Below are 23,980 nucleotides of genomic sequence, written 5' to 3'. Positions count from 1 at the left end.
GGCTATCGCCCTCGCACGGCGCTGTCCTCCTGCCACGTGTTATCTTCCAATCCCAGGCTTGCCACGGTTTTGCCGTACCGTTGATGCACTGCGTCAAGTGCGGCTTCGGCCTTGCGCGTGCGTTCCGATCTCACGTCGCGCGTGCTCGGCTGATCTGCTTCTTCGATGAGATCGTCGATGGTAATTTGCACTGGCGTCTCGCTTTTCTTAGTGAACGAACTCGCGCTCACCCCGGCCAGCCGCACCTCGCGAGTCAGCGGGGTGCTCATAACGGATTCCTGGGGCATGCCCAGCATGGCTTTGAGCAGGTGCATTGATTCCGGGTACATCTCTTCGGTGGTGTCAACCGGGCGTTCCAGCGTGTGCGCTTTGGTGGAATAGCTCAGGTTGGTGTAGCGCAACTTAACGGTGACGGTTCTCGCCACAAGCCCCTTGCTGCGTAGTTCTGCCGAGACCTCATTGCAGCAGTGGTGCAGAAGACGCGCGACTTGCGCCATATCGCGGGTGTCTCTCTCGAAGGTGATTTCGGCGCCTATCGACTTCTCCACCGCGTGTGTCACGATTGGTCGTTCATCCTGTCCTCGTGCGGCCAGGTAGAGGTTGTGCGCAGTTACCTTCGAGCGTGTGGCATGAATGAGTGCTTCCTCGTCGGTGTCGGCCAGCTCTTCCACGGAATTGATGCCCCAGGCGGTCAGGCGCCGTTCGAGTGCCGGGCCGATGCCGGGTATGCCTCGCAGAGGCATCATCTGTACGAAGTGTGCGTGTTCGCTGGCGGGAATGAGCAGCATACCGTCGGGTTTGGCATTGGTGGAAGCCATCTTGGCCACGAGCTTGTTGGCGGCGATGCCCACTGAACAGGTGATGCCGAACCGGTGAAACACTTCGGCTCGTATCCACTTGCCGATGGCGGTGGGGCTGCCCCAGCGCAGCAATGCGCCGGAGACATCCATGTACCCTTCATCTACGCTCACCTGTTCGATTTGGTCGGTTACCTGTTCGAATACCTCTTTGAATATGCGCTGTGACATCTCGTGATAGTACTTCATGTCCACGGGCACATAGGCGCCTTCCGGGCACAACTGCCTGGCCCGAGCCATGGGCATGGCTGAGTTCACCCCGTATTTGCGAGCCTCGTAGTTTGCTGCGGATACCACACTGCGCGGTCCCACAAATCCGATGATTACCGGGCGGCCTCTCAGTTCTGGGTGGCGTACCGTCTCCAGAGAGGCGTAGAAGGCGTCCATGTCGATATGCAGCACATTGCACCCCGTCTCATCGTGTCCCCAGTCGCGTTTCGCGGCCTCAAGTCGTGGTGCTGTACTCATGCTCCTATTCTACGGCTCCGTCGGATTGCTGTGGGCGGATGGGACTGCGTTTGAAAGCATCGGGTTCCCATAGTGCGCTTACCGGCAGCGCCCACAGGTTGCCCGGCCATTTGAGGATCTGGGAACCGGTATATATCAGGTATCCGCGGTGGAACCCCGGGGTTTGTGCCAGTGCTGCGAGACCTTTGAAATCCCGTCGCTCAACGTGCGATGAGGCCTTGACTTCGATGCCGAGTGTGCGGCCTCGCCGGGTAAGTACCAAATCGACTTCTTTGGCGTTGCTGCCCGGAGTACGCCAGTAGAAACAGTCGGGGTGCATTGTGGACCATTGTGTGGCAGGTACAATCTGGTTGACTACGAACGATTCGAGTACTGCTCCGAACGCGGTCGGGTCTTCGCGCGCGTTCTTGCCTTTGGACAGCAAGGTCTGGATGCTGAACGATGTGTCAACCGGGTGTATCTTGGCTCTGGCAAAAGTCTGCCGGTTTGGCGTGGTGCGCACGTTGGGTAGCGCATACACCAAGAAGCGGCGCATGAAAATGCTGATATAACGTTCCACCGTGCGCCGGTCGAGTGCCAGCTCGCGGCCGAGCACGCTTGTATTGAGGATGCCACCGGGGGTGCAGAGCATTTTATCCAACACGTTTGCAGCGATGGAAATGTCAAGTTTTTCATCCGGGAGAATGGTGTTTCCTAGGGCGCCGCGTATATCGTCGTTTACCAAGTTCTCGCGTTCCCAATCTGCAAGTTCTTCGTATTGCGTTGAATATTCGGGAAAGCCTCCGGCTGCGATGAGCGTGTACAGATCATCGTTACGAAGAGTGCTCTCATATCCGGTGTTTGGCTCGTCGTTCCATAAGTCATCTACGATGCTCTCGGTGGCACCATGGATTTCGCGACCGGTAAGCGGGCTCATGGTGTAGTGCTGCGCGCGCCGTGCGAGAGGATCCTGCCCATCCAAGCCAGTGCGATTGATGATGGCGCTGCCGGTAAGTAAAAAATAGGTACGTCCCGAAGGTAGTGCGTCGACGATCTCCTTAACGGCCATGGGAAGGTCTGCGATGCGCTGTGCTTCGTCGATGGCAACGGGGAGTGTCAGACTTTCGAGCCAACCGCGCAGGTCGGCCTGAGCTGCGGCGAAAACGCTGGGGTCGGCCAATGTCGTGTACGAGTAGCCCAGGGGGACAAGCTGATGGCGCACCATCATGGTCTTGCCGACCGCGCGAGCGCCTTCAAGAATAACGACTTTGCGTTTGCTGTCCTGCAATGGTGTGGACAAAGCGCGTGTGATGTATGAGCTCATAGTCATGAGGATACCAGAATTGTAATTTTTGTACATCGGATGTACAAAAATTTGCGCATCCGATGTACAAAATTACATTTTTCCTCTGTGTTTGCTCTGTACTTTTCTCAAACAACGTCCACTGTGTGCTGTGTCTGTGGGCGTGGTGCACGCTTGGGATCCAATGGATGCCTCGTTCTCGGTGGCTGGATGCACGTGTATTGGGTTCAGCGGCGCTTGGTCGGCAAGGTGTGCGCTCGCGGGCTGCGGCATGTGTGCATGGCAACGTTCCCGCGCGCACCGGTGTGTTCCGTCGCGGAGGACTGCTAAAGTACAAGACGTTGCTTATGCAACACGGAGCCGTGCCTGAGCGGCCGATAGGGGCACCCTGCTAAGGTGTTAACTGCGCAAGCGGTTCGAGGGTTCGAATCCCTCCGGCTCCGCGAACAGACCCGAAACGTTGAAATATCAGCGGTTTCGGGTCTTCTTGTATCGCTCGATCGGTGGAGGAATCGGTATGACGGTAGGCATGTTCCCCGGTGTGGGTCGCGTCTGTCTAGCGCAGACCTCAAGCATCTCAATGATCCCTGCCATGGTGTCATCGTGCCGGTACGGGAGTGTGCATGAGTGACTCCTCCCTGTTCTCCACGCTTACCGACACGCCCGAAATTCCGGCGCACGATTCCTTCGTGGAGCGCAAATCTGAATTCATCGGCGACGCCTGCCACGTAGACGCGCTGGACGAGGCGCTCGCCTTTGTGGAGCAGATTCGCCAATCCCACCCCAAAGCCCGTCATACCTGCTATGCCGCCATTGTCGGTGCCGCAGTCGGCGCGTCCAAAGAACGGATGAGTGACGATGGCGAGCCTTCGGGCACTGCGGGCAAACCCATTCTGGATGTGCTGCGCGCTAACCGGCTTACGGATTGCGTGGTTGCGGTCACACGCTATTTCGGCGGTGTCCTGCTTGGTTCCGGCGGTCTCATCCGCGCATATTCCACCGCCGCTTCGATGGCGATCAAACAGGCGACTGCTGTGCGCATCGTGCCTAAGAAAATCTACCGTGTCACTCTCGCCTATGCGTGGATCGGCAAGTTCGAGCAGATTGTGGCCGGCCTGTCGGGTGAGTGCCTGAGTCGCGACTTTACCGATCGGGTGAGGGTGAGCGTGGCGGTGCCTGCAAGCGCGGCCGAACGTTTCGAGTTGCAGGTGCGCGAGGCGTTCAGTGCCCAAGCGAAGGTGGAGTTCACAGGGCTCGCTTAGCCGGGCCGCCGGCGGGCTATGCTGGAAGCATGACTGATGAGGAAACCGAAATCGGCGACGGCCAGAGTGGAACGCAAGGTGATGTGCAGACGCCTGAGGCAGCCATGCCCGCATCTGTGCCTGATGCTGCGGCGGCAAGCGGTAGTGCAGACGAACAAGCCTCGGTTGAAGTGCCGGTCGGGAGCGTTGATGATGCGCCGGCTGACGCGACCGAAGCGTTGACCGACAGCTACGAGCGTCTACGGCATTCCACTGATGCTCAGGAGTTGAGTGAGTTTGCGCGTCGTCCGCTTCCTCCGCGCTCCGAACAGTCTGCGTTCTCTCGTGCCACGGCATTGCTTGAGGCCGTAGCGGGCAACGTTCATACCCCTCTGGAAGATCGCATCTTTTTGGGCGAGACCATGCCGTTCCCGAATATTCTGGTCAAACTTTCCGAAGACAGTTCGGTGCAGGTGCGTATGGCTGTGGCTGCCAATAAGGACGACAAGAACTGGCTGGTCGGTCGGCTGACCAAAGATCCTGACATTTCTGTGCGGCAGACCGCGTTACGCAACCCTCAGACTTCGTGGAAAATGCGTCTGGAAGGCGCACAGGACACCGAAGTAGATGAGCAGACGCTCGATTTTCTGGCTTGCCTGGGTGTGGAGAGTGAACAGGGAGCCCCCCAGGTTCTCTCAACCATGGTGCGGCGGGCTGTGGCTCTCAACCCGAATACGTCTGAACAAACGTTGCGCCGGCTGTCTTCGGATAGCTCCGCGGAGGTGGCGGCGGCCGCCAATCGTGCGCTCGAATCGCGAGGGTGAAACAAGCTTCTGTTAAGTCAGGGGTTCCTATACAATGGAGAAGTGTTGTGTTTCCCTACGGGGTCCTTCAAAGCGCTTTCCCACTCGCACTCGAGGACTTTCAGGGAGCCCACGGATAATGAGGCACAAACTCTCGCTGTCTTTCAGGCGTGTGGTTTGGCCCGGAACACAATATAAAAGAAAAGGTACACTCGTGAAAACTTTCACACCGAAGCCAGCTGATCTGACTCACGACTGGTACATTATCGACGCCGCTGACGTGGTGCTCGGTAAGGTAGCGACCAAGGCTGCCACGCTGCTGCGCGGCAAGAACAAGCCGACGTTCGCCCCGAACGCTGATTTGGGTGCGCACGTCATCGTCATCAATGCTGAGAAGATTGCTCTGACTGGCAAGAAGATGGACAAGGTGCTCTACTCGCACTCGGGCCGCCCCGGCGGACTGCGCGAGGACTCCTACGCCAAGCTGCTGGAGACCAACCCCACCCGCATCATTACTGCTGCGGTCAAGGGCATGCTGCCGAAGAACCGTCTGGCTGCCGTTCAGATGAAGCGTCTGCATGTCTTCGCTGGTGCGGAACACCCGCACACCCCCCAGAAGCCTCAGCCCGTGGAGATTGAGAATATCTCCCAGCAGGCCAAGTGAACCGAGAGGAGATAACACATCATGGCTGAAAACACCGAAAACTCCGCGGTTCAAGAGACCGAAGAGGAACTGACTTCCTACACTACCGAGACCAACGCCGGCGTCGGCACTGGCACCTCGCAGATTGCTCCTGGCTACGGCACCGGCCGTCGTAAGGAAGCTGTCGCCCGCGTGCGCCTGACCCCGGGTTCGGGTAACTGGACGATCAACGGCCGCAAGCTCGAGGAGTTCTTCCCCTCCCGCCTGCAGCAGCGTGAGGTCAACTCGCCGATCGTTCTGCTCAAGCTTGAGAACAAGTTCGATATCAACGTCATCGTCGAGGGTGGCGGCACCACCGGCCAGGCTGGAGCCATCCGCCTGGGTGTGGCCCGCGCGCTCAACGAGATTGACCGCGATGCGAACCGCGCCACCTTGAAGAAGGCTGGCTTCCTGACTCGCGACGCCCGCGTCGTGGAACGCAAGAAGGCTGGTCTGCACAAGGCACGCCGCGCGCCTCAGTTCTCGAAGCGCTGACGCTCTGCGTTTACTGTTGTGTGCGATGGCCCCGGGGTTTTCCTCGGGGCCATCGTTGTATTGAGGCGCGTGTGTCTCGGTGTGTTGCATATCTGTCGGATGGGCGAGATGAGGAAGGTGCGCTGGTGTCGTCGAGAAAACACGCTGTAGGAGATACGCAAACATTGCACAGGCTTGCCTTTGCATTGATGTAAAACGTTTCTAATGTCATGGTTCGGGTGTTGCATAAGAATTGTGCACTACGATGTGCTCACTCACATGTTACGAAAGGAAAACGGCCATGAAGGCTCTTGTACTTACTGGTGTCAAGCAGTTCGAGATTCAGGATCTTCCCACCCCTCAGATCGCTGCGGACGAAGTGCTGATCAACACGGCTTATGCAGGCGTGTGCGGCACGGATCATGACCTCTATGCTGGACGTCCCGGCTCTGCCTCCGCTGTTCCTCCCATCGTGCTTGGGCACGAGAATTCCGGTACCGTAGAGGCAGTCGGGGAGGCTGTCACCAACGTCAAGCCGGGAGACCGCGTGGCAGTGGATCCCAACATCTACTGCGGTCAGTGCGAGTTCTGTCTCACTGGTCGTCCTGAATTGTGTGACGCGCTGAGTGCCGTAGGTGTCACCCGCAACGGCGGCTTGGCCGAGCAGTTCACTGCGCCGTCCACGGTGGTCTACAAGCTTCCTGATTCGGTGTCGTTCAAGTCTGCTGCTGCTATCGAGCCGATCTCCTGCGCTGTGCACGGCGTTGATTTGCTTGAGCTGCACCCCTACCAGAAGGCGCTGGTCATCGGCGACGGATTCATGGGGCAGCTGTTCGCGCAGATTCTGCAGGCGTACGGTGTGCACCAAGTGGACATGGCCGGCCTGTTTGACGAGAAGCTCGATTTGAACCGTGAGAAGTTCGGTGTCAAGCGTACCTTCAACACCACCAAGGTCGCAGTGCCCGAAGGTGAGTATGACGTTGTCATTGAGGCCGTCGGTCGTCCGGAGACCCAGCATTCCGCAGTGCTGGCCACCAAGAAGGGTGCTCAGGTGCTCATGTTTGGTGTTGGGCCGCAGGAGGCGCACTTCGAGATGAACACGTATGACATTTATAAGAAGCAGCTGACCATCAAGGGCTCGTTCATCAACCCGCTCACCTTCAATGATGCCATTGCCCTGTTGGACAGCGGTAAGGTGGACGTCGATCCCCTGATCAGCCATGAACTGGAGCTTGAGCAGGTGCAGGACTTCCTGGACGGCAAGATTACCGGCGTGTCCAAGGCCGTCGTCAAGGTGGCGGAGTAGCGAGCTTTGCTGGTACGGCAGAGGGAAGGAATCAACATGCAACCGATGACAGCGTTCACCACTGACTTCCAGCACTCCGGCATGCCTGCCAGGGATTTGGATGAGACCATCGAGTTCTATACCGATAAGCTTGGTTTTGAACTGGTCAAGATATTTCCCAACGGCGAGAATCGATGTGCCTTCTTGCGCTACGGTCATCTGACCATCGAGACCTGGGAGGGCGATCCGGTGGCCATGAAAGACGGTGCCATCAACCACTGGGCACTTGACACTCCGGACATCGAGGCGGCGTTCCATCATGCCAAGGAATTGGGGCTCGAACTCAAGGATCAGGAGATTCAGAGCATTCCCACGTTCTGGGACAATGGCATCCGCTATTTCAACGTGTACGGGCCTAATCGGGAGACCATCGAGTTCTGCCAGATCGTCTGATGCAGCGGCGTTTCTTCTGCTACGTTATGTAGAAATGTGACTCACGACACATTTGTTGGTGCAGTGCACTATATTGTGTCGTGCGTCACATACTGGCTTTCTGCCAGTAGAAACAGGAGAAGGAGCGCCGATGGCAAGCAAGGCACCAGCCGCACCAGCCAAATCAGTCGAAGAACAAGCAAACGAAGAAGTAGACGCTCTGGTCGCGCGTGCACTGCATGCGCTGGATGAGTTCGAGCTGCTCAATCAACAACAAATAGACCGCATAGTGGCCAAGGCTTCGGTCGCCGCGCTGAACAAACACTTGGTATTGGCGCAGATGGCGGTCGATGAAACAGGCCGTGGCCTGGTAGAAGACAAAGCCACCAAGAACCTTTTTGCCTGTGAGCATGTCACCCATTATCTTGCCGGGCAGAAAACAGTCGGCGTCATCAAGGAAGACGACGTACTGGGCATCGACGAGGTGGCCGAGCCTGTAGGTGTGGTCGCCGGCGTCACCCCGGTAACCAACCCTACTTCCACCGCTATCTTCAAGTCGCTTATCGCGCTCAAGACACGTTGCCCTATCGTGTTCGGCTTCCATCCGGGAGCTCAGAACTGTTCCGTGGAAGCTGCACGCATCGTGCGCGACGCCGCAGTGGCGGCCGGCGCTCCCAAAGACTGCATCCAATGGATTGAGCATCCCTCCATCGCCGCCACCGGTGCGTTGATGAAACATCCCGGCGTGGCCACCATCTTGGCCACCGGCGGCCCCGGCATGGTAACCGCTGCTTACTCCTCTGGCAAGCCTGCTCTGGGTGTGGGCGCAGGCAACGCTCCTGCATATGTCGACCGCGGTGTGGATATCAGTCGTGTGGCCAATGACCTTGTGCTTTCCAAGCATTTTGATTACGGCATGATTTGTGCCACCGAGCAGGCCATCATCGCGCACACCGACGTCTACGATCAGCTCAAGAGCGAGCTGCAGCGCCGCAAGGCTTACTTTGTTAATGCCGACGAGAAGGCGAAGCTCGAGCAGTATATGTTCGGCTGCACCGCCAAGTCCGGCGGAGAGCCAAAGCTCAACTCGGTCGTTCCGGGCAAATCCCCCCAGTACATCGCTCAGCAGTCCGGCTTCTCCATTCCTGACGATGCCACCATCATCGTGGCTGAGTGCGGTGAAGTGGGGGAGCGTGAGCCACTTACCTTGGAGAAGCTGTGCCCAGTCCAGGCCATGCTGCGTTGCAAAGACAGTGAGCAGGGATTCGACATGTGCGAGCAGATGCTCAAGTTTGGTGCCGGGCACACGGCCGTGATTCACACCAACGACCAGGATCTCACCCGTCGCTATGGTCTGCGCATGCATGCATGCCGTATCGTCTGGAATCAGCCGTCCTCACTGGGCGGTGTGGGAGACATCTATAATTCCATTGCTCCTTCGCTCACCTTGGGTTGTGGCTCATACGGTGGCAATTCGGTCTCCGGCAACGTCCAGGCAGTCAACCTCATCAATGTCAAGCGTATTGCGCGAAGGAACAACAACATGCAATGGTTCAAGGTGCCCGCCAAGACGTATTTCGAGCCCAATGCGGTTCGCTACCTGCGCGATATGTACAACATTCAGCGCGTTGTCATCGTGTGCGACAAAGTCATGGAGCAGCTTGGCATCGTCGACAAGGTCATCGATCAGCTGCGTGCGCGTCCCAACCCCGTCACATTCCGTACCATCGACTATGTCGAGCCCGAGCCGAGTGTGGACACCGTTGAGCGCGGGGCGCGCATGATGCGTGAGGAGTTCCAGCCAGACACCATCATCGCGGTGGGTGGTGGTTCTCCCATGGATGCGGCCAAGATCATGTGGCTGCTGTACGAACACCCGGAGATTTCGTTCGACGATGTGCGCGAGAAGTTCTTCGATATCCGCAAGCGAGCGTTCCGCATTCCGCCGCTGGGGGCCAAGGCCAAACTGGTGTGTATTCCCACATCCTCAGGCACGGGTTCCGAGGTTACGCCATTCGCGGTGATCAGCGACCACGAGACCGGGTACAAGTACCCCATTACCGATTATGCGCTTACGCCGTCCGTGGCAATCGTGGATCCTGAACTGGCTCGTACCCAGCCCAAGGAATTGGCGTGCAACGCAGGCTTCGACGCGCTGACGCACTGCTTGGAATCCTATGTATCCGTCTATGCGAACGATTTCACCGATGGTATGGCGTTGCATGCCGGCAAACTGATTTGGGACAATCTTCCCGTTTCGGTCAATGCCGAACCTGGCTTGGCTAAAACGCGTGCCCAGGAGAAGATGCACAACGCCGGCACTATGGCAGGCATGGCGTTCGGCTCTGCCTTCTTGGGTATGTGCCACGGCATGGCTCACACTATTGGTGCGCTGTGCCATGTAGCACACGGCAAGACCAACGCCATTCTTCTGCCATTGGTCGTGCGTTACAACGGTTCGGTGCCCTCGGAGCCCACCAGCTGGCCGAAGTATGACCATTACATTGCGCCGGAGCGCTACTGCGAGTTCGCCTCCGAGATCGGTCTCGAGGTCAAGGGGAGCGCAGAGGAGGGTGTCGAACAGCTGGCGAGTGCCATCGAGACGTTCCGTGACGATACATTGGGTATGGATTCCAGCTTCCAGCAGGCCGGTGTCGATGAGGATTACTACTGGAGTGTTCTCGATCAGATCGGCATGCGAGCCTACGAAGATCAGTGCGCTCCGGCTAATCCGCGTGTGCCGATGATCGAGGATATGAAGGACATCGCCATCGCCGCTTACTACGGTGTTTCCAAGGAAAAGGGACATGCTCTGCGCGTGCAGCGTAATGGCTCAAAAAGCGACACACCCGGAGTAATCAAGTAGCCCCCAAATGGTTTAATAGAACAGTTGCCTGTAAAAGGCTCGCAAATTGTTAATCATAAGAGCGAGTGTAGTGGCGCCTGTCTTCGTCAGAAGGCAGGCGCTTGCTGCACACTGATGTAAATCAGCCACGAGCGTTGCTCGGGGGCTGTACGCGCCGGTGTCCTTGAAGCAGGTTGGTAATGTAAACGAATCGCTAGAAAGGGCGGACGGCAATGGCGGGACAAAAAATCCGCATCAGGCTTAAGTCCTATGACCATGAGGTCATTGACCAGTCGGCGAAGAAAATCGTCGAGACGGTCACGAACGCGGGCGCCACTGTAGTGGGCCCGGTTCCTCTGCCTACCGAGAAGAACGTGTATGTTGTCATCCGTTCTCCTCATAAATACAAGGATTCCCGAGAGCATTTCGAGATGCGCACTCATAAGCGCCTCATTGACATCGTCGACCCGACCCCCAAGGCCGTGGATTCGCTGATGCACATCGATCTGCCCGCGGACGTCAACATCGAGATCAAGCTGTAAGGAGGGGAGAATCAATGTCGAAGCAGAAAGCGAATCGCTCTGCTCTGCTGGGCCGCAAGCTCGGTATGTCGCAGGTCTGGGACGAGAAGGGATTCTTCGTTCCCGTCACGCTTGTTGATGTGTCCACAAACGTGGTCACTGGCATCAAGACCGAGGCTACCGACGGTTATGCCGCCGTGCAGCTCGGCTACGGCCAGATTGACCCCACGAAGGTGACCAAGCCTCTGGCAGGTCACTTCGCGAAGGCTGGCGTTACCCCGCGTCGTCACCTCGTTGAGGTGCGCACGGAGAACGCCGAAGAGTTCCAGCCCGGCCAAGAGTTGAGTGCTGACCTCTTCGAAGACGGTTCCGAGGTCGATGTCACCGGCACGACCAAGGGCAAGGGCTTCGCCGGTACCATCAAGCGCTGGGGCTTCAAGTCCTATCGCCGTACCCACGGCTCGCACAAGAACGAACGCCGCCCCGGCTCTGTCGGTGCATGCGCGACTCCGAGCCGCATTCTCAAGGGCAAGCGCATGGCAGGCCGCATGGGACACGATACGTCCACAGTGCAGAACCTGACCATCGTCTCGACCGATCTCGAGAGCGGCGTCATTGCCATCAAGGGTGCCCTTCCAGGGCCCAAGGGTGGCATCGTCCTGCTCCGTTCGGCTGTGAAGGGAGCCTGAAATGACGCAAGTTACATTTAACGTAAGCGACGCCAAGGGCAAGTCTTCCGGCACCGTTGAAGCTCCTGCAGAGCTGTTTGGTTTCTCCAATGAAGAGGTCGAGGCTCACGTCCCGATGATTCATCAGGTAGTCACCGCTCAGCTGGCGGCAGCTCGTCAGGGCACGCACGCGGTCAAGTCCCGCGGCGAAGTCTCCGGCGGCGGCAAGAAGCCATGGAAGCAGAAGGGCACCGGTCGTGCCCGTCAGGGTTCCACCCGCGCTCCTCAGTGGGTGCACGGTGGTGTGGTGCACGGACCGGTTCCGCGCGACTACTCTCAGCGCACTCCCAAGAAGATGAAGGCCAGCGCTCTGCGCTACGTGCTTTCCAACCGCGCCAACGCCGGCCGCATCTCCGTGGTCGATTTCGGTGTGGAGAAGGCTCCGTCCACGAAGACCGCCGTTGCGGCGCTCTCTTCGGTGTGCGGCACTTCCTCTGCGGTTGTGGTGCTCTCCCGCGAGAACACCAACGAGTGGCTCTCCGTACGCAACATCCCCTCGGTGCATGTGCTCTTCGCAGATCAGCTCAGCACCTACGATGCCGTCGTCGCTCAGTACGTCGTCTTCAGCAAGGAAGGCTTCGATGCCTTCGTCGCTGCGAAGACCGAGCCGAAGGAGGCCTGAAATGGCTGCTATTCATAATCCAGCCCACGATGTCATCTTGAAGCCCGTCGTCTCTGAGAAGAGCTACGCCGGCTCCGACCGTGGCCAGTACACCTTCGTGGTCGCACCGAATGCAAACAAGGTGCAGATCAAGCAAGCTGTCGAAGAGATCTTCAACGTCCACGTCACCAACGTGAACACGCTCAACCGTGCAGGCAAGCGTCAGCGTACCCGCACCGGTTTCGGCTCCCGTGCCGACCAGAAGCGCGCTATCGTGACCGTGGCAGAAGGCCAGACAATCGACATCTTCGGTAACTGAAGGTTAGCCGAGAAAGTCAAAGGAAGAACTACATTATGGCTATCCGCACATATAAGCCGACGACTCCGGGCCGTCGCAACGCCTCGGTTTCGGACTTCTCCGAAATCACGCGTTCCACGCCCGAGAAGTCGCTGGTTCGTAAGCTCAGCAAGACTGGCGGCCGTAACTCTTACGGTCGTGTGACCTCCCGCCATCGCGGTGGCGGCCACAAGCGTCAGTACCGTCTCATCGATTTCAAGCGTTGGGACAAAGACGGCGTGCCTGCCAAGGTTGCTGAGATCGAGTACGATCCCAACCGTTCCGCACGCATCGCTCTTCTGCACTATGCAGACGGCGAGAAGCGTTACATCATTGCCCCTGAGGGCGTGAAGCAGGGCGATCGCATTGAGACCGGTGAAAAGGCTGATATCAAGCCCGGCAACAACCTGCCTCTGCGCAACATCCCCACTGGTACCGTGGTTCACGCTATCGAGCTCCGTCCTCTGGGCGGCGCGAAGATCGCACGTTCCGCAGGTGCGGGCGTTCAGCTCGTAGCCAAGGATGGCGCCTACGCTCAGCTGCGTATGCCATCCGGGGAAATCCGCAACGTGGATGCTCGCTGCCGCGCCACCATTGGTGAGGTCGGCAACTCCGAGCACGCCAACATTCAGCTTGGCAAGGCCGGTCGCGCACGGTGGATGGGCAAGCGCCCGATCACCCGTGGTGAGTCCATGAACCCGGTCGACCACCCGCATGGTGGTACCACTCGCGGTGGTAAGCCGCCAGTGTCTCCGTGGGGCAAGGGCGAAGTTCGTACTCGCCATCCGAAGAAGGCTTCGAACAAGATGATTGTTCGTCGCCGTCCAAATGGCAAGAACCGCAAGTAGGAGTGTCGAAGAGATGACTCGTAGCATCAAGAAGGGCCCTTTCGTCGACGCCCACTTACAGAAGAAAGTCGACGAGCAGAATGAGAAGGGCACGAAGAACGTCATCAAGACGTGGTCGCGCCGTTCGATGATCACTCCTGACTTCATCGGTCATACGTTCGCCGTTCACGACGGACGCAAGCATGTTCCGGTGTTCGTCTCGGAGTCGATGGTTGGCCACAAGCTCGGCGAGTTCGCCCCCACGAAGACCTTCCGCGGTCACGTGCATGACGACAAAAAAGCCCGCCGCTAAAGGAAGAGAAGATTATGGAAGCTAAAGCAATCGCCCGTCACGTCCGTGTGACGCCGCGCAAGGCTCGCCGCATGGTCGACCTCATCCGAGGCAAGCAAGTGAGTGAAGCCATCACCATCATGAAATTCGCTCCGCAAGACGCATCGGTTCCGGTGCTCAAGGTCCTGCAGAGCGCCGTCGCGAACGCACGCGTCAAGGCCGAGAAGGCCGGCGAGGCATTCCGCGAGGACGACCTGGTGATCAAGGAGACCTATGTGGACGAAGGCGTGACGCTCAAGCGTTTCCGCGCTCGTGCGCAGGGTCGTGCTGGCCGCATTAACAAGCGCACCAGCCACATCACCGTCGTCGTGGCAACCAAGGAAGGAGACCGCTAAAGATGGGTCAGAAGATTAATCCCTTTGGCTATCGCCTGGGCATCACCGAAGATCACCGTTCCAAGTGGTTCTCGGATTCCACCAAGCCCGGTGAGCGGTACAGCGACTTCGTGCTTGAGGACGACAAGATTCGCAAGGCAATGAACAAGGACCTGGAGCGTGCCGGCGTCTCCCGTGTGCTCATCGAGCGCACCCGCGACCGCGTGGATGTCAGCATTCACACTGCTCGTCCGGGTATTGTCATCGGCCGCCGTGGCGCCGAAGCTGAGCGTGTACGCGCCAAGCTCGAGAAGATTACGGGCAAGCAGGTCCGTCTTAATATCTTCGAGGTCAAGAACGCAGCGCTCGACGCACAGCTCGTGGCTCAAGGCATTGCCGAGCAGCTCACGAACCGCGTCACCTTCCGCCGCGCAATGCGCAAGGCTCAGCAGGATGCTATGCACGCAGGTGCCAAGGGTATCCGTATCAAGCTCTCCGGTCGTCTTGGAGGCGCCGAGATGAGCCGTTCTGAGTTCTACCGTGAAGGCCGCGTGCCGCTGCAGACCCTGCGCGCTTTGATCGACTATGGCTTCTTCGAGGCCAAGACGACCTACGGCCGCATCGGTGTGAAGGTATGGATCTACAAGGGCGACATGACCGAGCGTGAGTTCGAGGAGCAGCAGGCTCAGTCGAACAACCGCGGTCGCCGTGGTTCCGATCGTCGTCCGCGCCGTGGTGCGCGCCCTGAGGGTGCAGCAGGCCGGAGCTCCAAGCCAGCAGTGGCTGCCGCTCCCGCAGGCGAGGCTCCGGCCTCTGCGTCCGACGCGCAAGAAACGAAGGAGTGAGCAGATATGCTTATCCCAAAGAGGACTAAGTATCGTAAACAGCAGCGCCCGACCCGCCGTGGCATGTCCAAGGGCGGCAACGAGATTTCGTTCGGCGACTTCGGCATCCAGGCTCTGGCCCCTGCCTACGTCACCAACCGTCAGATCGAAGCCGCGCGTATTGCCATGACTCGTTACATCAAGCGTGGAGGCCGTGTGTGGATCACGATCTTCCCTGATCGCCCGCTCACCAAGCACGCTCTCGGCTCCCGAATGGGTTCCGGTAAGGGTACTCCCGAGTACTGGATCGCCAACGTGCGCCCCGGTCGTGTGATGTTCGAGATTGGCGGTGTGTCCGAGCCAGTGGCCCGTGAGGCACTGCGTCGCGCCATCGACAAACTCCCTATGAAGTGCCGTATTATCGCACGAGAAGGCGGTGACATCTGATGTCAGTGGGAACTGCAGACTACACCATTAAGAATCTTGGCGAGAAGACCAACGACGAGATCGAAGGCTTCCTGAAGAAGTCGAAGGAAGAGCTGTTCAACCTTCGCTTCCAGAACGCCACCGGTCAGCTTGACAACTCCGCTCGCCTTAAGGCTGTGAAGCACGACATCGCCAGAATGTACACCGTTCTGCGCGAGCGTGAGCTTGGGCTTGCCCAGGCGCCTGAGTCGAGCGACACGAAAGAGGAGAAGTAAGCCATGGCCGAAAAGCAAGAGCGCAACTTCCGTAAGACTCGCAGCGGCTATGTCGTGTCCGACAAAATGGACAAGACGATCACCGTTGAGCTTGAGCAGCGTTCCACCCACCCCCTGTACGGCAAGGTGGTCCGCTCCACTCGCAAGATCAAGGCCCATGATGAGCACAATGACGCCCACGTTGGCGATTTCGTGAGTATCATGGAGACTCGGCCTTTGAGCAAGACCAAGCGTTGGCGTCTCGACTCCATCGTCGAGCGTGCCAAGTAACAAGTTCGGCAAGGCTCCGCTGGTCACCCCTTCGGGGGTGCCAGGGGAGAACCAGCGCGGCTAAGGAGAATCAATGATTCAGCAGGAAACGCGGCTTCATGTCGCCGACAACACGGGTGCCAAGGAGATCTTGGCCATCCGCGTGCTCGGCGGGTCGAAGCGACGCTATGCCGGCATCGGCGACGTGATCGTCGCCTCCGTCAAGGACGCCATCCCCGGCGGGTCGGTCAAGAAGGGCGACGTGGTCAAGGCCGTCGTCGTCCGCACAGCCAAGGAACACCGTCGTAACGACGGCTCCTACATCAAGTTCGACGAGAACGCAGCGGTAATTCTCGGCTCCGGCCGTGAACCCAAGGGCACTCGTATCTTCGGACCGGTCGGTCGTGAGCTGCGCGACAAGCGCTTCATGAAGATCGTGTCCCTTGCCCCGGAGGTGATCTGAGATGGTAGCCAAGATCAAGAGCGGCGACCAAGTCAAGGTCATCCGCGGCAAGGACCGCGGCAAGGAAGGCAAAGTTCTGCGGGTGTTGCCCAATGATCGCCTGATTGTCGAGGGTGTCCAGATCGTCAAGAAGCACGTGCGTGCCACCCAGCAGGGTCAGCAGGCCGGCATTGTCTCCGCCGAGGCTTCGATCCATCGCTCCAACGTGATGGTCATCGACCCGGAGACGAAGCAGCCCACCCGTGTTGGTGTCAAGGTCGAAACCGTCGCGAAAGACGGCAAGGTCAAGACCGTGCGTACGCGCATCGCCAAGAAGTCCGGAAAGGAGCTGGCATGAGCGAAACAGCAGTAGAAGCACCTCAGACTCCGCGTCTGAAGCAGCGTTACACCGATGAGATCGTGCCTGAGCTCAAGAAGGAGTTCACGTACGCCAACCCCATGCAGGTGGCGCGTCTCGAGAAGATCGTCGTCTCCATGGGCGTCGGTGCCGCAGCTCGCGACTCCAAGCTCATCGAAGGCGCGATTCGCGACCTCACCGCCATCACCGGCCAGAAGCCCAAGGTGACCCGCGCCAAGAAGTCCGTGGCTCAGTTCCACCTTCGTGAAGGCCAGGCCATCGGCGCCTACGTCACCCTGCGTGGCGACCGCATGTGGGAGTTCCTCGACCGTCTGCTTACTCTGGCCCTGCCCCGTATCCGCGATTTCCGTGGCATCAGCGGCAACCAGTTCGACGGCCAGGGCAACTACAACTTTGGCCTCACCGAGCAGTCCATGTTCCACGAGATCGATCCGGATTCGATCGATCATCAGCGTGGTATGGATATCACTGTGGTGACCACTACCAAGGACGACAAGGAAGCTCGGGCGCTGCTCAAGCACCTTGGCTTCCCCTTCAAGGAGAAGAACTAATGGCAAAAACCGCTCTGAAAAACAAGTCGGCTGCCAAACCCAAGTTCAAGGTGCGTGGCTACACACGCTGCCAGGTTTGTGGTCGTCCCCACTCCGTGTATCGCAAGTTCGGCCTGTGCCGCATCTGCCTTCGTGAGAAGGCTCACCGCGGCGAGCTGCCCGGAGTTACGAAGTCCAGTTGGTAAATATCGACGCTGAAGGTCTGTTGCCTGCGTCCGGCATTGTCGGAGCAGGCTGCAGAAACCACGGCGAGAAAGGGCGTTAGCCCACATGACAATGACAGATCCAATCGCAGACATGCTTACGCGTCTGCGCAACGCGAGTGCGGCAAAGCACGAGACAGTCGTGATGCCGTATTCCAAATTCAAGGCGAACATCGCCGCTATCCTCAAGCGCGAAGGCTATATCGTAGACTTCGCTGCCAAGGAAGCACGCGTTGGCCAGGACCTTGAGATTACGCTGAAGTATGGCAAGAATGGCGAACGCGCCATCCAAGGCATCAAGCGCATCTCCAAGCCCGGTCTGCGCCGCTACGCCAAGTCCGACGCGCTGCCTATGCCGTTGGGTGGCATGGGTGTCGCCATCATCTCAACGAGCTCAGGCCTGTTGACTCAGAAAGAATGCCTCGACCGGGGCATCGGCGGCGAAATCGTCGCTTTCGTATGGTGAGGAAGGAGAGCTAGACATGGCATCGCATATTGGAAAGCTCCCCGTCGCCATCCCGGCAGGCGTGGAAGTCAGCATCAAGGGCCAGGAATTCAGCGTCAAGGGCGCCAAGGGTTCCGACTCCTACACCATTCCCGAAGGCATTACCGCCTCGGTGAATGACAACGAGATTCAGCTCGTCCCGGTCGACGATCTTCGTCCCACCCGTGCCAAGCACGGCCTGGCTCGTTCCATCGTAGCTTCGATGGTGCAGGGTGTGCACGAGGGCTTCACCAAGACCCTGGAAATCGTCGGCACCGGTTACCGTGCGCAGATGAAGGGCAAGGGCATTGAGTTCTCGCTCGGCTACTCGCACACCATCACGGTGAACCCGCCCGAAGGCATCACCTTCGAGCTGCCGGACGCGAACCACGTGGTCGTCAAGGGTACCGACAAGCAAGCGGTGGGGCAGATTGCTGCCAACATCCGTAAGCTTCGTGCCCCGGAACCCTACAAGGGCAAGGGCATCAAGTACACTGACGAACACATCCTCCGCAAGGCTGGAAAGGCTGGTAAGTGATATGACGGTCAAAGTTTTCGGTAAAGGCAAACGAGTTGCCCGCCTCCGTCGTCACGCGCGTCTGCGCAAGCACATCGCGGGTACCGCCGAGCTTCCACGTCTTGTGGTCACCCGTTCCAACCGCCACATGGTGGCTCAGATCATCGACGACACCAAGGGTGTCACCTTGGCCAGCGCCTCGACCGTCGCTCATGACTTCGACGGTTTCGAAGGCACCAAGACCGAGGCGGCTCACAAGGTCGGCGAGCTGGTAGCCAAGAAGGCCAAGGATGCCGGCATCTCCGCCGTCGTCTTCGACCGTGGCGGCAACAAATATCATGGTCGCGTCGCAGCTGTGGCTGATGGCGCCCGTGAGGGAGGTCTGGCACTGTGAGCGATAACGAGAAGGAAACCCAAGTGGCGCAAGATTCTCAGAACACACAGGCGACACAGGACAATCAGTCCCAGGGCCGTGACGGCCGCCGTTCGGACCGCCGTGGCGGCCGCGGCGAAGGCCGTCGCTCCGAGCGCCGTGGTCGTCGTGAAGACAACCACCAGGACGATATGCTCGATCGCGTAGTCACCATCAACCGCGTATCCAAGACTCACAAGGGTGGACGTACGTTCAGCTTTGCCGCCTTGGTTGTGGTGGGCGACGGTAACGGCACCGTTGGTGTTGGTTACGGCAAGTCCCGTGAGGTTCCCGCGGCAATCGCCAAGGGTCAGCTGGACGCCAAGAAGCACATGTTCACCGTTCCTCGCGTGCGTGGCACCGTGACCCACCCGGTCATCGGTCACGACGCCGCAGGCACTGTGATGCTTCGCCCCGCAGCTCCAGGTACCGGTGTAATCGCCGGTGGCGCTGTCCGCGCCGTCATGGAGTGCGCAGGCATCACTGACATTCTCACCAAGTCCATGGGCTCGGCGACTGCTGTCAACGTGGTTCGCGCCACGGTGGACGCACTCAAGAACTTGGAAGAGCCGGAAGAGATTGCCGCACGTCGCGGTATGCCGCTTGAAGAAGTGGCTCCCGACTCCCTGCTCCGCGCTCGTGCCGAGGGCATCGCCGAGGCCCGCAAGGCCCGTGAAGATGCCAAGGCCGAAGCTGCTCAAGCAAAGGACGGTGAGTGATGGCTCAGCTGAAGATTACGCTTACCAAGGGTCTGGTGAACCGCAAGCCCAAGCAGCGCGATACCGTGCGTACGCTTGGTCTGCGCAAGATTGGCCAGAGCGTTGTGCGTGAAGATACCCCCGTGATTCGTGGGCAGATTCAGGCAGTCCGCCACCTGGTCACCGTTGAGGAGGCCTGATATGGCAGAAGAAGAAAACACCATCCTGCAGATGCATGATCTGCACCCGGCTCCAGGTGCCAAGAAGAACCGTATCCGCGTTGGTCGCGGTGAGGGTTCCAAGGGTAAGACTTCGGGTCGCGGCGACAAGGGTACGAAGAAGCGTTACCAAGTGCGTCCCGGCTTCGAAGGTGGACAGCTGCCGCTGTACATGCGTCTGCCCAAGACCCGTGGCTTCAAGAGCCCGTTCAAGAAGGAATACCAGGTCGTCAACGTTTCTGCGCTGGCCAAGGCATTCCCCAAGGGCGGCGAGATCAGCGTCGAAGACCTGGTCAAGCAGGGTCTGGTTCGCGCCAACCAGCCGGTCAAGGTGCTGGCTGACGGCGAGACCACCGTTGCCTTCAAGCTTTCGGGCGTGAAGGTTTCGGCTTCGGCTCTCAAGAAGATTGAGGCCGCAGGTGGCTCTGTCACCGAAGCCTGAACCTGTGCGTTTAATATAAACGCAGACAGGTGAGGATGATGCCCCTTTCCGCTGAAGCGGGGAGGGGCATCTCCATTGTGTGCTGCACCACTAGTAGACGCTCTACGCTAAACTAGGCAGCTAGACTGTGTAAGCAGCGTTGCACGCAAGTGCGCGTCAAGGAAGGAAACCCCACGTGAGGACGCTAATTCAGGCTCTGAAGACGAAGGAACTTCGCCATAAGATTCTTTTCGTCATCGGCATGATCATCATTTACCGTATCGGGTCGTTCATTCCCGCACCAGGTGTTGACTACAATGTCGTGCAACAGTGCGTGGGCACCATGAACAACGCGCAGGAGAACTTCGTTGGCTTGGTCAACCTCTTCTCTGGCGGTGCCATGCTGCAGCTTTCTATTTTTGCGCTTGGCGTGATGCCGTACATCACGGCTTCCATTGTCATTCAGCTTCTGCGTGTGGTTATCCCGCGCTTCAAGGAACTGCATCAGGAGGGTCAGTCCGGTGAGGCCAAGCTCACGCAGTATACGCGTTACCTCACTATCGGTCTGGCAATCCTGCAGTCCACCACCATCATCGTTACGGCACGTTCCGGCGCGCTGTTCAACTACCAGTGCGGTCAGGTCATCCCTGACGGCTCGGTGTGGAACATGACGCTCATGGTGCTGGTGCTCACCGGAGGTACCGGCCTGATCATGTGGATGGCCGAGCTGATCACCGAAAAGGGCATCGGTCAGGGTATGTCCATCCTCATCTTCATGTCCATCTGCTCCGGCTTCCTGCCGCAGCTGTGGGAGATTGGTTGGGGCACCAACGGCAAGGACGGCAATTGGAAGGACTTTGCCATCGTCGTCGCCGTGCTCGTCGTGATTCTCATCTTCGTGGACTTTGTGGAGCTTTCCCAGCGTCGCATTCCCGTGCAGTACACCCGCCGCATGGTCGGTCGCAAGATGTATGGCGCATCCTCCACCTACCTGCCGCTGAAGGTCAACATGAGCGGCGTGATTCCTCCCATCTTCGCTTCCTCCATTCTGGCCATTCCTACTTTGGTGGCGCAGTTCGGCAAGAAGGATCAGTCCTGGGTCAAGTGGATCAACGACAATCTGGCGGATACCACCTCTTGGGTGTACATTCTGCTTTACTCGCTGATGATCGTCGGCTTCTGCTTCTTCTACACTTCGATCACCTTCGATCCCGATGAGACCGCAGACAATATGAAACAGTACGGCGGCTTTATCCCTGGTATTCGCGCAGGCAGTGCCACGAGCCGTTACCTTCAGTTCGTGATGAACCGTCTCAATACGGTCGGTTCCATTTACCTGCTCTTTGTAGCTCTTATCCCCACAGTGCTCATCATGGCACTCAAGCTCAACGCCAAGCTGCCGTTCGGCGGCACCACGATCCTCATCATCGCTGGCGTCGGTCTGGATACGCTGCGTCAGGCCAAGGCTCAGACCGAACAGTTCCAGTATGACGGGTTCCTGCTTGAAGGCGACTTCAAGGAAGGCAAGGCTGTCAAGGGTAAGGATGCTAAGAAAAGCAAGTCCTCCAAGTAGTGCTGTTGTCTCGTTCTGTGTATCAGGATGAGACGAGGGGCCAAGCGGGCATCGAGAAGGCGACTTCTGGTGCCCGCTTTTGTATGTGCGAGGTGCTTGGGGGTGCTGTGAGCCTTGGGAACGGCTTCACGTAGACTTTGAGCAAGACAGACAATGAGTTGACGAGAGAAAGGTCGGTTGATGAGACTGTTAATTATGGGGCCACAAGGGGTTGGCAAGGGTACACAGGCCAAGCGCATTGCAGAGCACTACGGCATCCCGCACATCTCCACTGGCGACATCTTCCGTTATAACCTGAAGAACAGTACTCCTCTTGGGTTGGAAGCGAAGCAGTATACCGAAAAAGGCCAGCTTGTCCCGGACGAGCTTACCGACAAGATCGTGGAGGATCGTCTCGGGCAGGATGATGCCAAGAACGGTTGGATTCTTGACGGCTATCCCCGTAATGCCGCACAAGTGCAGTCGCTTGATGCGATGCTGGAACGTTTGAGCGTCTCCATTGATCGCGTAGTGGCGTTGGATGCCGACCGTGACGTGCTCATGAAGCGCATTGCCAAGCGTGCCGAAGATGAGGGCCGCGCGGACGACACCCCAGAGGCCATCGCTGTGCGTCTCAAGACCTACGACGAGCAGACGGCGCCATTGTTGGACACCTACAAGTCTCGCGGAAACCTGTTTGCCATTGACGGCACTGGCAGTGTAGAGAGCATTACCGAAGCAATCGTCAACGAGCTGGGTGAGTAATCGCGGCATTCGGTAGGCTGCTGTTTATCCTCAAGCCCTTCGCGAGGAGGGCGAATAGCGCTGGGAGCGAAGAGACGACACGCAAGTGTACGCTTCTCTTCCCCTAGCGCTATATTTGTAATTTGGCGTATCTCGTATATGCCGACATGTAATACCAGCCGGAGATAGGACTAGGGCTTATGGCAAAAGACGGTGTGATTGAAGTCGAAGGTCAGGTGGTGGAAGCACTGCCTAACGCGATGTTTCGCGTGGAACTTGAGAACAAGCATATCGTTCTGGCCACGATCTCGGGAAAGATGCGGAAGAACTACATCCGTATCCTGCCTCAAGATCGAGTGGCGCTTGAGATGAGCCCCTACGACTTGAACCGTGGTCGTATTACGTACCGTTACAAGTAAGGTACAAGAAAAGGAACACCATGAAGGTCAGCCCTAGTGTGAAGAGGATCTGCGAAAACTGCCGCGTGATCCGTCGTCACGGTCGCGTCATGGTCATCTGCTCCAACCCGCGCCACAAGCAGCGTCAAGGCTGAGCAGAACCGCGACAACATAAGATGCTGAGTCACAGCGAAAGCTGAACCTTGGGCACGCAGGCCCAAGCTGGGAAACCAGGAGACTTCAGTACACACCTGCGGAGAACAGAAGGAATCGCAATGGCACGTCTTGCCGGAGTCGACATCCCCAATGAGAAGCGCATCGAGGTTGCCCTCACCTACATTTTCGGTGTGGGTCGCACTCGCGCACAAGAAACGCTTGCCGCCACTGGAGTTAATCCAGACACGCGCGTCAAGGATCTGAGCGACGAGCAGCTTATTACACTGCGCGACTATCTTGAGGCAAACTACAAGATTGAAGGCGATCTGCGTCGTGAAGTTGATGCAGACATTCGTCGCAAGATTCAGATCAACTGCTACCAAGGCCAGCGTCACCGCCACGGACTGCCCGTGCACGGCCAGCGCACCAAGACCAACGCACGCACCCGCAAGGGTCCGAAGCGTACGGTCGCCGGTAAGAAGAAAGCAACAAAGTAGCAGCTAACGGAAGGGCAGAGGCCGTTATTGGCTAGCAATCCTTCCGGACGCAATACAATCGTTATTAGGAAACGAGGATCAATGGCAGCTCCCAAGCAGTCCGCGCACAAGGCGCGTCGCCGGGACCGCAAGTCGGTGCCGGTCGGGCAGGCTCATATCAAGTCCACATTCAACAACACCATCATCTCCATCACGGATCCCTCAGGCGCAGTCGTGGCCTGGGCTTCCGGCGGCGATGTCGGTTTCAAGGGCTCTCGTAAGTCCACTCCCTACGCCGCAGGCATGGCTGCCGAATCGGCAGCTCGCAAGGCGCAGGAGCACGGTGTAAAGAAGGTTGACGTGTTCGTCAAGGGCCCGGGTTCGGGTCGCGAAACCGCCATCCGTTCTTTGCAGTCCGCAGGTCTCGAAGTCGGTTCCATTTCCGACGTCACTCCGCAGGCCCACAACGGCGTCCGTCCCCCCAAGCGTCGCCGCGTCTGAAGCAC

General features: G+C 58.3%; 36 protein-coding genes and 1 tRNA gene. 35 read left to right on the top strand and 2 right to left on the bottom strand.

Features of this window, described 5'->3' with window-relative positions:
• Positions 1–2 precede the first annotated feature (2 nt).
• Both dinB and ACSYSO_RS07030 read right to left on the bottom strand, forming a co-directional pair.
• Positions 3–1,325, bottom strand: a complete 1,323-nt coding sequence (dinB, locus tag ACSYSO_RS07035; protein WP_491701726.1) for a DNA polymerase IV — start codon at positions 1,323–1,325, stop codon at positions 3–5.
• Between the two features lie 4 nt (positions 1,326–1,329).
• A complete protein-coding gene (locus ACSYSO_RS07030; protein ID WP_491702080.1) occupies positions 1,330–2,628 on the bottom strand; it encodes an ATP-binding protein in 1,299 nt (432 codons plus the stop codon).
• Positions 2,629–2,963: 335 nt separating this feature from the next.
• On the opposite strand from ACSYSO_RS07030, the gene ACSYSO_RS07025 reads away from it, so the two are divergent.
• The 35 genes from ACSYSO_RS07025 (at position 2,964) to rpsK (ending at position 23,975) form a co-directional block, all read left to right on the top strand.
• A tRNA-Ser gene (locus ACSYSO_RS07025) sits at positions 2,964–3,050 on the top strand.
• Between the two features lie 180 nt (positions 3,051–3,230).
• Positions 3,231–3,869, top strand: coding sequence for a YigZ family protein (locus tag ACSYSO_RS07020; protein WP_491701725.1), 639 nt, complete (start codon positions 3,231–3,233; stop codon positions 3,867–3,869).
• A gap of 29 nt (positions 3,870–3,898) precedes the next feature.
• Complete coding sequence (locus tag ACSYSO_RS07015; RefSeq protein ID WP_491701724.1) at positions 3,899–4,672, top strand: AbrB family transcriptional regulator; 774 nt, start codon at positions 3,899–3,901, stop codon at positions 4,670–4,672.
• Positions 4,673–4,865: 193 nt separating this feature from the next.
• Positions 4,866–5,315, top strand: coding sequence for a 50S ribosomal protein L13 (gene rplM, locus ACSYSO_RS07010; protein WP_489799512.1), 450 nt, complete (start codon positions 4,866–4,868; stop codon positions 5,313–5,315).
• 21 nt (positions 5,316–5,336) lie between these two features.
• Entirely contained in the window at positions 5,337–5,828 is a 492-nt protein-coding gene (gene rpsI, locus ACSYSO_RS07005; RefSeq protein WP_489799514.1) for a 30S ribosomal protein S9, read from the top strand.
• Positions 5,829–6,108: 280 nt separating this feature from the next.
• Complete coding sequence (locus ACSYSO_RS07000; protein WP_491701723.1) at positions 6,109–7,113, top strand: zinc-dependent alcohol dehydrogenase family protein; 1,005 nt, start codon at positions 6,109–6,111, stop codon at positions 7,111–7,113.
• Between the two features lie 45 nt (positions 7,114–7,158).
• Positions 7,159–7,545 (top strand): VOC family protein, encoded by a 387-nt coding sequence (locus ACSYSO_RS06995; protein WP_489799597.1) that lies wholly within the window; start codon positions 7,159–7,161, stop codon positions 7,543–7,545.
• Positions 7,546–7,675: 130 nt separating this feature from the next.
• Positions 7,676–10,390 (top strand): bifunctional acetaldehyde-CoA/alcohol dehydrogenase, encoded by a 2,715-nt coding sequence (gene adhE / locus ACSYSO_RS06990; protein WP_491701722.1) that lies wholly within the window; start codon positions 7,676–7,678, stop codon positions 10,388–10,390.
• Between the two features lie 212 nt (positions 10,391–10,602).
• Entirely contained in the window at positions 10,603–10,911 is a 309-nt protein-coding gene (gene rpsJ, locus ACSYSO_RS06985; protein WP_006295278.1) for a 30S ribosomal protein S10, read from the top strand.
• Between the two features lie 14 nt (positions 10,912–10,925).
• Entirely contained in the window at positions 10,926–11,579 is a 654-nt protein-coding gene (gene rplC, locus ACSYSO_RS06980; RefSeq protein WP_489799519.1) for a 50S ribosomal protein L3, read from the top strand.
• Between the two features lies 1 nt (position 11,580).
• A complete protein-coding gene (gene rplD, locus ACSYSO_RS06975) occupies positions 11,581–12,240 on the top strand; it encodes a 50S ribosomal protein L4 (RefSeq protein ID WP_489799521.1) in 660 nt (219 codons plus the stop codon).
• Position 12,241: 1 nt separating this feature from the next.
• Positions 12,242–12,538 (top strand): 50S ribosomal protein L23, encoded by a 297-nt coding sequence (gene rplW, locus ACSYSO_RS06970; RefSeq protein WP_489799523.1) that lies wholly within the window; start codon positions 12,242–12,244, stop codon positions 12,536–12,538.
• Between the two features lie 35 nt (positions 12,539–12,573).
• Positions 12,574–13,404, top strand: a complete 831-nt coding sequence (rplB, locus tag ACSYSO_RS06965; RefSeq protein ID WP_489799525.1) for a 50S ribosomal protein L2 — start codon at positions 12,574–12,576, stop codon at positions 13,402–13,404.
• A gap of 13 nt (positions 13,405–13,417) precedes the next feature.
• Positions 13,418–13,696, top strand: a complete 279-nt coding sequence (rpsS, locus tag ACSYSO_RS06960) for a 30S ribosomal protein S19 (RefSeq protein ID WP_489799527.1) — start codon at positions 13,418–13,420, stop codon at positions 13,694–13,696.
• Positions 13,697–13,710: 14 nt separating this feature from the next.
• Positions 13,711–14,070 (top strand): 50S ribosomal protein L22, encoded by a 360-nt coding sequence (gene rplV / locus ACSYSO_RS06955; RefSeq protein ID WP_489799529.1) that lies wholly within the window; start codon positions 13,711–13,713, stop codon positions 14,068–14,070.
• A gap of 2 nt (positions 14,071–14,072) precedes the next feature.
• Positions 14,073–14,894, top strand: coding sequence for a 30S ribosomal protein S3 (gene rpsC, locus ACSYSO_RS06950; RefSeq protein ID WP_489799531.1), 822 nt, complete (start codon positions 14,073–14,075; stop codon positions 14,892–14,894).
• 6 nt (positions 14,895–14,900) lie between these two features.
• On the top strand, positions 14,901–15,320 hold the full coding sequence (rplP, locus tag ACSYSO_RS06945) for a 50S ribosomal protein L16 (protein WP_489760522.1): 420 nt from the start codon (positions 14,901–14,903) through the stop codon (positions 15,318–15,320).
• Positions 15,320–15,574, top strand: a complete 255-nt coding sequence (gene rpmC, locus ACSYSO_RS06940) for a 50S ribosomal protein L29 (RefSeq protein ID WP_489760524.1) — start codon at positions 15,320–15,322, stop codon at positions 15,572–15,574. The genes rplP and rpmC overlap by 1 nt, the downstream gene beginning before the upstream one ends.
• A gap of 3 nt (positions 15,575–15,577) precedes the next feature.
• Positions 15,578–15,844: a 30S ribosomal protein S17 gene (gene rpsQ / locus ACSYSO_RS06935; RefSeq protein ID WP_489799533.1), complete on the top strand. Its 267-nt coding sequence runs from the start codon at positions 15,578–15,580 to the stop codon at positions 15,842–15,844.
• 73 nt (positions 15,845–15,917) lie between these two features.
• A complete protein-coding gene (rplN, locus tag ACSYSO_RS06930; protein WP_489799535.1) occupies positions 15,918–16,286 on the top strand; it encodes a 50S ribosomal protein L14 in 369 nt (122 codons plus the stop codon).
• 1 nt (position 16,287) lies between these two features.
• Positions 16,288–16,623 carry a 50S ribosomal protein L24 gene (gene rplX, locus ACSYSO_RS06925; protein ID WP_489799537.1) on the top strand — a complete coding sequence of 112 codons (336 nt, stop codon included), beginning with the start codon at positions 16,288–16,290 and terminating at the stop codon, positions 16,621–16,623.
• Positions 16,620–17,195, top strand: coding sequence for a 50S ribosomal protein L5 (rplE, locus tag ACSYSO_RS06920; RefSeq protein WP_489799539.1), 576 nt, complete (start codon positions 16,620–16,622; stop codon positions 17,193–17,195). Before rplX ends, rplE begins: the two co-directional genes overlap by 4 nt.
• On the top strand, positions 17,195–17,380 hold the full coding sequence (locus tag ACSYSO_RS06915; protein WP_044087814.1) for a type Z 30S ribosomal protein S14: 186 nt from the start codon (positions 17,195–17,197) through the stop codon (positions 17,378–17,380). Before rplE ends, ACSYSO_RS06915 begins: the two co-directional genes overlap by 1 nt.
• A gap of 85 nt (positions 17,381–17,465) precedes the next feature.
• Positions 17,466–17,864: a 30S ribosomal protein S8 gene (gene rpsH / locus ACSYSO_RS06910; RefSeq protein ID WP_489760527.1), complete on the top strand. Its 399-nt coding sequence runs from the start codon at positions 17,466–17,468 to the stop codon at positions 17,862–17,864.
• A 16-nt stretch (positions 17,865–17,880) separates the two neighbouring features.
• Positions 17,881–18,420, top strand: a complete 540-nt coding sequence (rplF, locus tag ACSYSO_RS06905) for a 50S ribosomal protein L6 (RefSeq protein WP_489760528.1) — start codon at positions 17,881–17,883, stop codon at positions 18,418–18,420.
• A 1-nt stretch (position 18,421) separates the two neighbouring features.
• Positions 18,422–18,793, top strand: a complete 372-nt coding sequence (rplR, locus tag ACSYSO_RS06900; RefSeq protein ID WP_489799543.1) for a 50S ribosomal protein L18 — start codon at positions 18,422–18,424, stop codon at positions 18,791–18,793.
• Entirely contained in the window at positions 18,790–19,530 is a 741-nt protein-coding gene (rpsE, locus tag ACSYSO_RS06895; RefSeq protein ID WP_489799545.1) for a 30S ribosomal protein S5, read from the top strand. Before rplR ends, rpsE begins: the two co-directional genes overlap by 4 nt.
• Positions 19,530–19,709, top strand: a complete 180-nt coding sequence (rpmD, locus tag ACSYSO_RS06890; RefSeq protein WP_489760529.1) for a 50S ribosomal protein L30 — start codon at positions 19,530–19,532, stop codon at positions 19,707–19,709. The genes rpsE and rpmD overlap by 1 nt, the downstream gene beginning before the upstream one ends.
• Before the next feature lies 1 nt (position 19,710).
• On the top strand, positions 19,711–20,169 hold the full coding sequence (gene rplO / locus ACSYSO_RS06885; protein ID WP_489799547.1) for a 50S ribosomal protein L15: 459 nt from the start codon (positions 19,711–19,713) through the stop codon (positions 20,167–20,169).
• Positions 20,170–20,344: 175 nt separating this feature from the next.
• On the top strand, positions 20,345–21,721 hold the full coding sequence (secY, locus tag ACSYSO_RS06880) for a preprotein translocase subunit SecY (protein WP_489799549.1): 1,377 nt from the start codon (positions 20,345–20,347) through the stop codon (positions 21,719–21,721).
• Between the two features lie 180 nt (positions 21,722–21,901).
• Positions 21,902–22,465 (top strand): adenylate kinase, encoded by a 564-nt coding sequence (locus ACSYSO_RS06875; protein WP_491701721.1) that lies wholly within the window; start codon positions 21,902–21,904, stop codon positions 22,463–22,465.
• 179 nt (positions 22,466–22,644) lie between these two features.
• Positions 22,645–22,863, top strand: a complete 219-nt coding sequence (gene infA / locus ACSYSO_RS06870; protein WP_033520847.1) for a translation initiation factor IF-1 — start codon at positions 22,645–22,647, stop codon at positions 22,861–22,863.
• Positions 22,864–22,883: 20 nt separating this feature from the next.
• Positions 22,884–22,997 (top strand): 50S ribosomal protein L36, encoded by a 114-nt coding sequence (gene rpmJ / locus ACSYSO_RS06865; protein WP_043164480.1) that lies wholly within the window; start codon positions 22,884–22,886, stop codon positions 22,995–22,997.
• 120 nt (positions 22,998–23,117) lie between these two features.
• Complete coding sequence (rpsM, locus tag ACSYSO_RS06860; protein WP_489799554.1) at positions 23,118–23,495, top strand: 30S ribosomal protein S13; 378 nt, start codon at positions 23,118–23,120, stop codon at positions 23,493–23,495.
• A gap of 81 nt (positions 23,496–23,576) precedes the next feature.
• Positions 23,577–23,975 (top strand): 30S ribosomal protein S11, encoded by a 399-nt coding sequence (gene rpsK, locus ACSYSO_RS06855; protein ID WP_489799557.1) that lies wholly within the window; start codon positions 23,577–23,579, stop codon positions 23,973–23,975.
• Positions 23,976–23,980: the final 5 nt, after the last annotated feature.

It is taken from the genome of Bifidobacterium sp. ESL1130, from assembly GCF_058507935.1.
This window is presented reverse-complemented; position numbering and strand designations above follow the sequence as displayed.

Coding starts and splice junctions, on each gene's coding strand:
- dinB (WP_491701726.1), bottom strand. CDS start 1,325: ATGAGTACAGCACCACGACTTGAGGCCGCGAAACGCGACTGGGGACAC.
- ACSYSO_RS07030 (WP_491702080.1), bottom strand. CDS start 2,628: ATGAGCTCATACATCACACGCGCTTTGTCCACACCATTGCAGGACAGC.
- ACSYSO_RS07020 (WP_491701725.1), top strand. CDS start 3,231: ATGAGTGACTCCTCCCTGTTCTCCACGCTTACCGACACGCCCGAAATT.
- ACSYSO_RS07015 (WP_491701724.1), top strand. CDS start 3,899: ATGACTGATGAGGAAACCGAAATCGGCGACGGCCAGAGTGGAACGCAA.
- rpsI (WP_489799514.1), top strand. CDS start 5,337: ATGGCTGAAAACACCGAAAACTCCGCGGTTCAAGAGACCGAAGAGGAA.
- ACSYSO_RS07000 (WP_491701723.1), top strand. CDS start 6,109: ATGAAGGCTCTTGTACTTACTGGTGTCAAGCAGTTCGAGATTCAGGAT.
- ACSYSO_RS06995 (WP_489799597.1), top strand. CDS start 7,159: ATGACAGCGTTCACCACTGACTTCCAGCACTCCGGCATGCCTGCCAGG.
- adhE (WP_491701722.1), top strand. CDS start 7,676: ATGGCAAGCAAGGCACCAGCCGCACCAGCCAAATCAGTCGAAGAACAA.
- rpsJ (WP_006295278.1), top strand. CDS start 10,603: ATGGCGGGACAAAAAATCCGCATCAGGCTTAAGTCCTATGACCATGAG.
- rplC (WP_489799519.1), top strand. CDS start 10,926: ATGTCGAAGCAGAAAGCGAATCGCTCTGCTCTGCTGGGCCGCAAGCTC.
- rplD (WP_489799521.1), top strand. CDS start 11,581: ATGACGCAAGTTACATTTAACGTAAGCGACGCCAAGGGCAAGTCTTCC.
- rplW (WP_489799523.1), top strand. CDS start 12,242: ATGGCTGCTATTCATAATCCAGCCCACGATGTCATCTTGAAGCCCGTC.
- rplB (WP_489799525.1), top strand. CDS start 12,574: ATGGCTATCCGCACATATAAGCCGACGACTCCGGGCCGTCGCAACGCC.
- rpsS (WP_489799527.1), top strand. CDS start 13,418: ATGACTCGTAGCATCAAGAAGGGCCCTTTCGTCGACGCCCACTTACAG.
- rplV (WP_489799529.1), top strand. CDS start 13,711: ATGGAAGCTAAAGCAATCGCCCGTCACGTCCGTGTGACGCCGCGCAAG.
- rpsC (WP_489799531.1), top strand. CDS start 14,073: ATGGGTCAGAAGATTAATCCCTTTGGCTATCGCCTGGGCATCACCGAA.
- rplP (WP_489760522.1), top strand. CDS start 14,901: ATGCTTATCCCAAAGAGGACTAAGTATCGTAAACAGCAGCGCCCGACC.
- rpmC (WP_489760524.1), top strand. CDS start 15,320: ATGTCAGTGGGAACTGCAGACTACACCATTAAGAATCTTGGCGAGAAG.
- rpsQ (WP_489799533.1), top strand. CDS start 15,578: ATGGCCGAAAAGCAAGAGCGCAACTTCCGTAAGACTCGCAGCGGCTAT.
- rplN (WP_489799535.1), top strand. CDS start 15,918: ATGATTCAGCAGGAAACGCGGCTTCATGTCGCCGACAACACGGGTGCC.
- rplX (WP_489799537.1), top strand. CDS start 16,288: ATGGTAGCCAAGATCAAGAGCGGCGACCAAGTCAAGGTCATCCGCGGC.
- rplE (WP_489799539.1), top strand. CDS start 16,620: ATGAGCGAAACAGCAGTAGAAGCACCTCAGACTCCGCGTCTGAAGCAG.
- ACSYSO_RS06915 (WP_044087814.1), top strand. CDS start 17,195: ATGGCAAAAACCGCTCTGAAAAACAAGTCGGCTGCCAAACCCAAGTTC.
- rpsH (WP_489760527.1), top strand. CDS start 17,466: ATGACAATGACAGATCCAATCGCAGACATGCTTACGCGTCTGCGCAAC.
- rplF (WP_489760528.1), top strand. CDS start 17,881: ATGGCATCGCATATTGGAAAGCTCCCCGTCGCCATCCCGGCAGGCGTG.
- rplR (WP_489799543.1), top strand. CDS start 18,422: ATGACGGTCAAAGTTTTCGGTAAAGGCAAACGAGTTGCCCGCCTCCGT.
- rpmD (WP_489760529.1), top strand. CDS start 19,530: ATGGCTCAGCTGAAGATTACGCTTACCAAGGGTCTGGTGAACCGCAAG.
- rplO (WP_489799547.1), top strand. CDS start 19,711: ATGGCAGAAGAAGAAAACACCATCCTGCAGATGCATGATCTGCACCCG.
- ACSYSO_RS06875 (WP_491701721.1), top strand. CDS start 21,902: ATGAGACTGTTAATTATGGGGCCACAAGGGGTTGGCAAGGGTACACAG.
- infA (WP_033520847.1), top strand. CDS start 22,645: ATGGCAAAAGACGGTGTGATTGAAGTCGAAGGTCAGGTGGTGGAAGCA.
- rpmJ (WP_043164480.1), top strand. CDS start 22,884: ATGAAGGTCAGCCCTAGTGTGAAGAGGATCTGCGAAAACTGCCGCGTG.
- rpsM (WP_489799554.1), top strand. CDS start 23,118: ATGGCACGTCTTGCCGGAGTCGACATCCCCAATGAGAAGCGCATCGAG.
- rpsK (WP_489799557.1), top strand. CDS start 23,577: ATGGCAGCTCCCAAGCAGTCCGCGCACAAGGCGCGTCGCCGGGACCGC.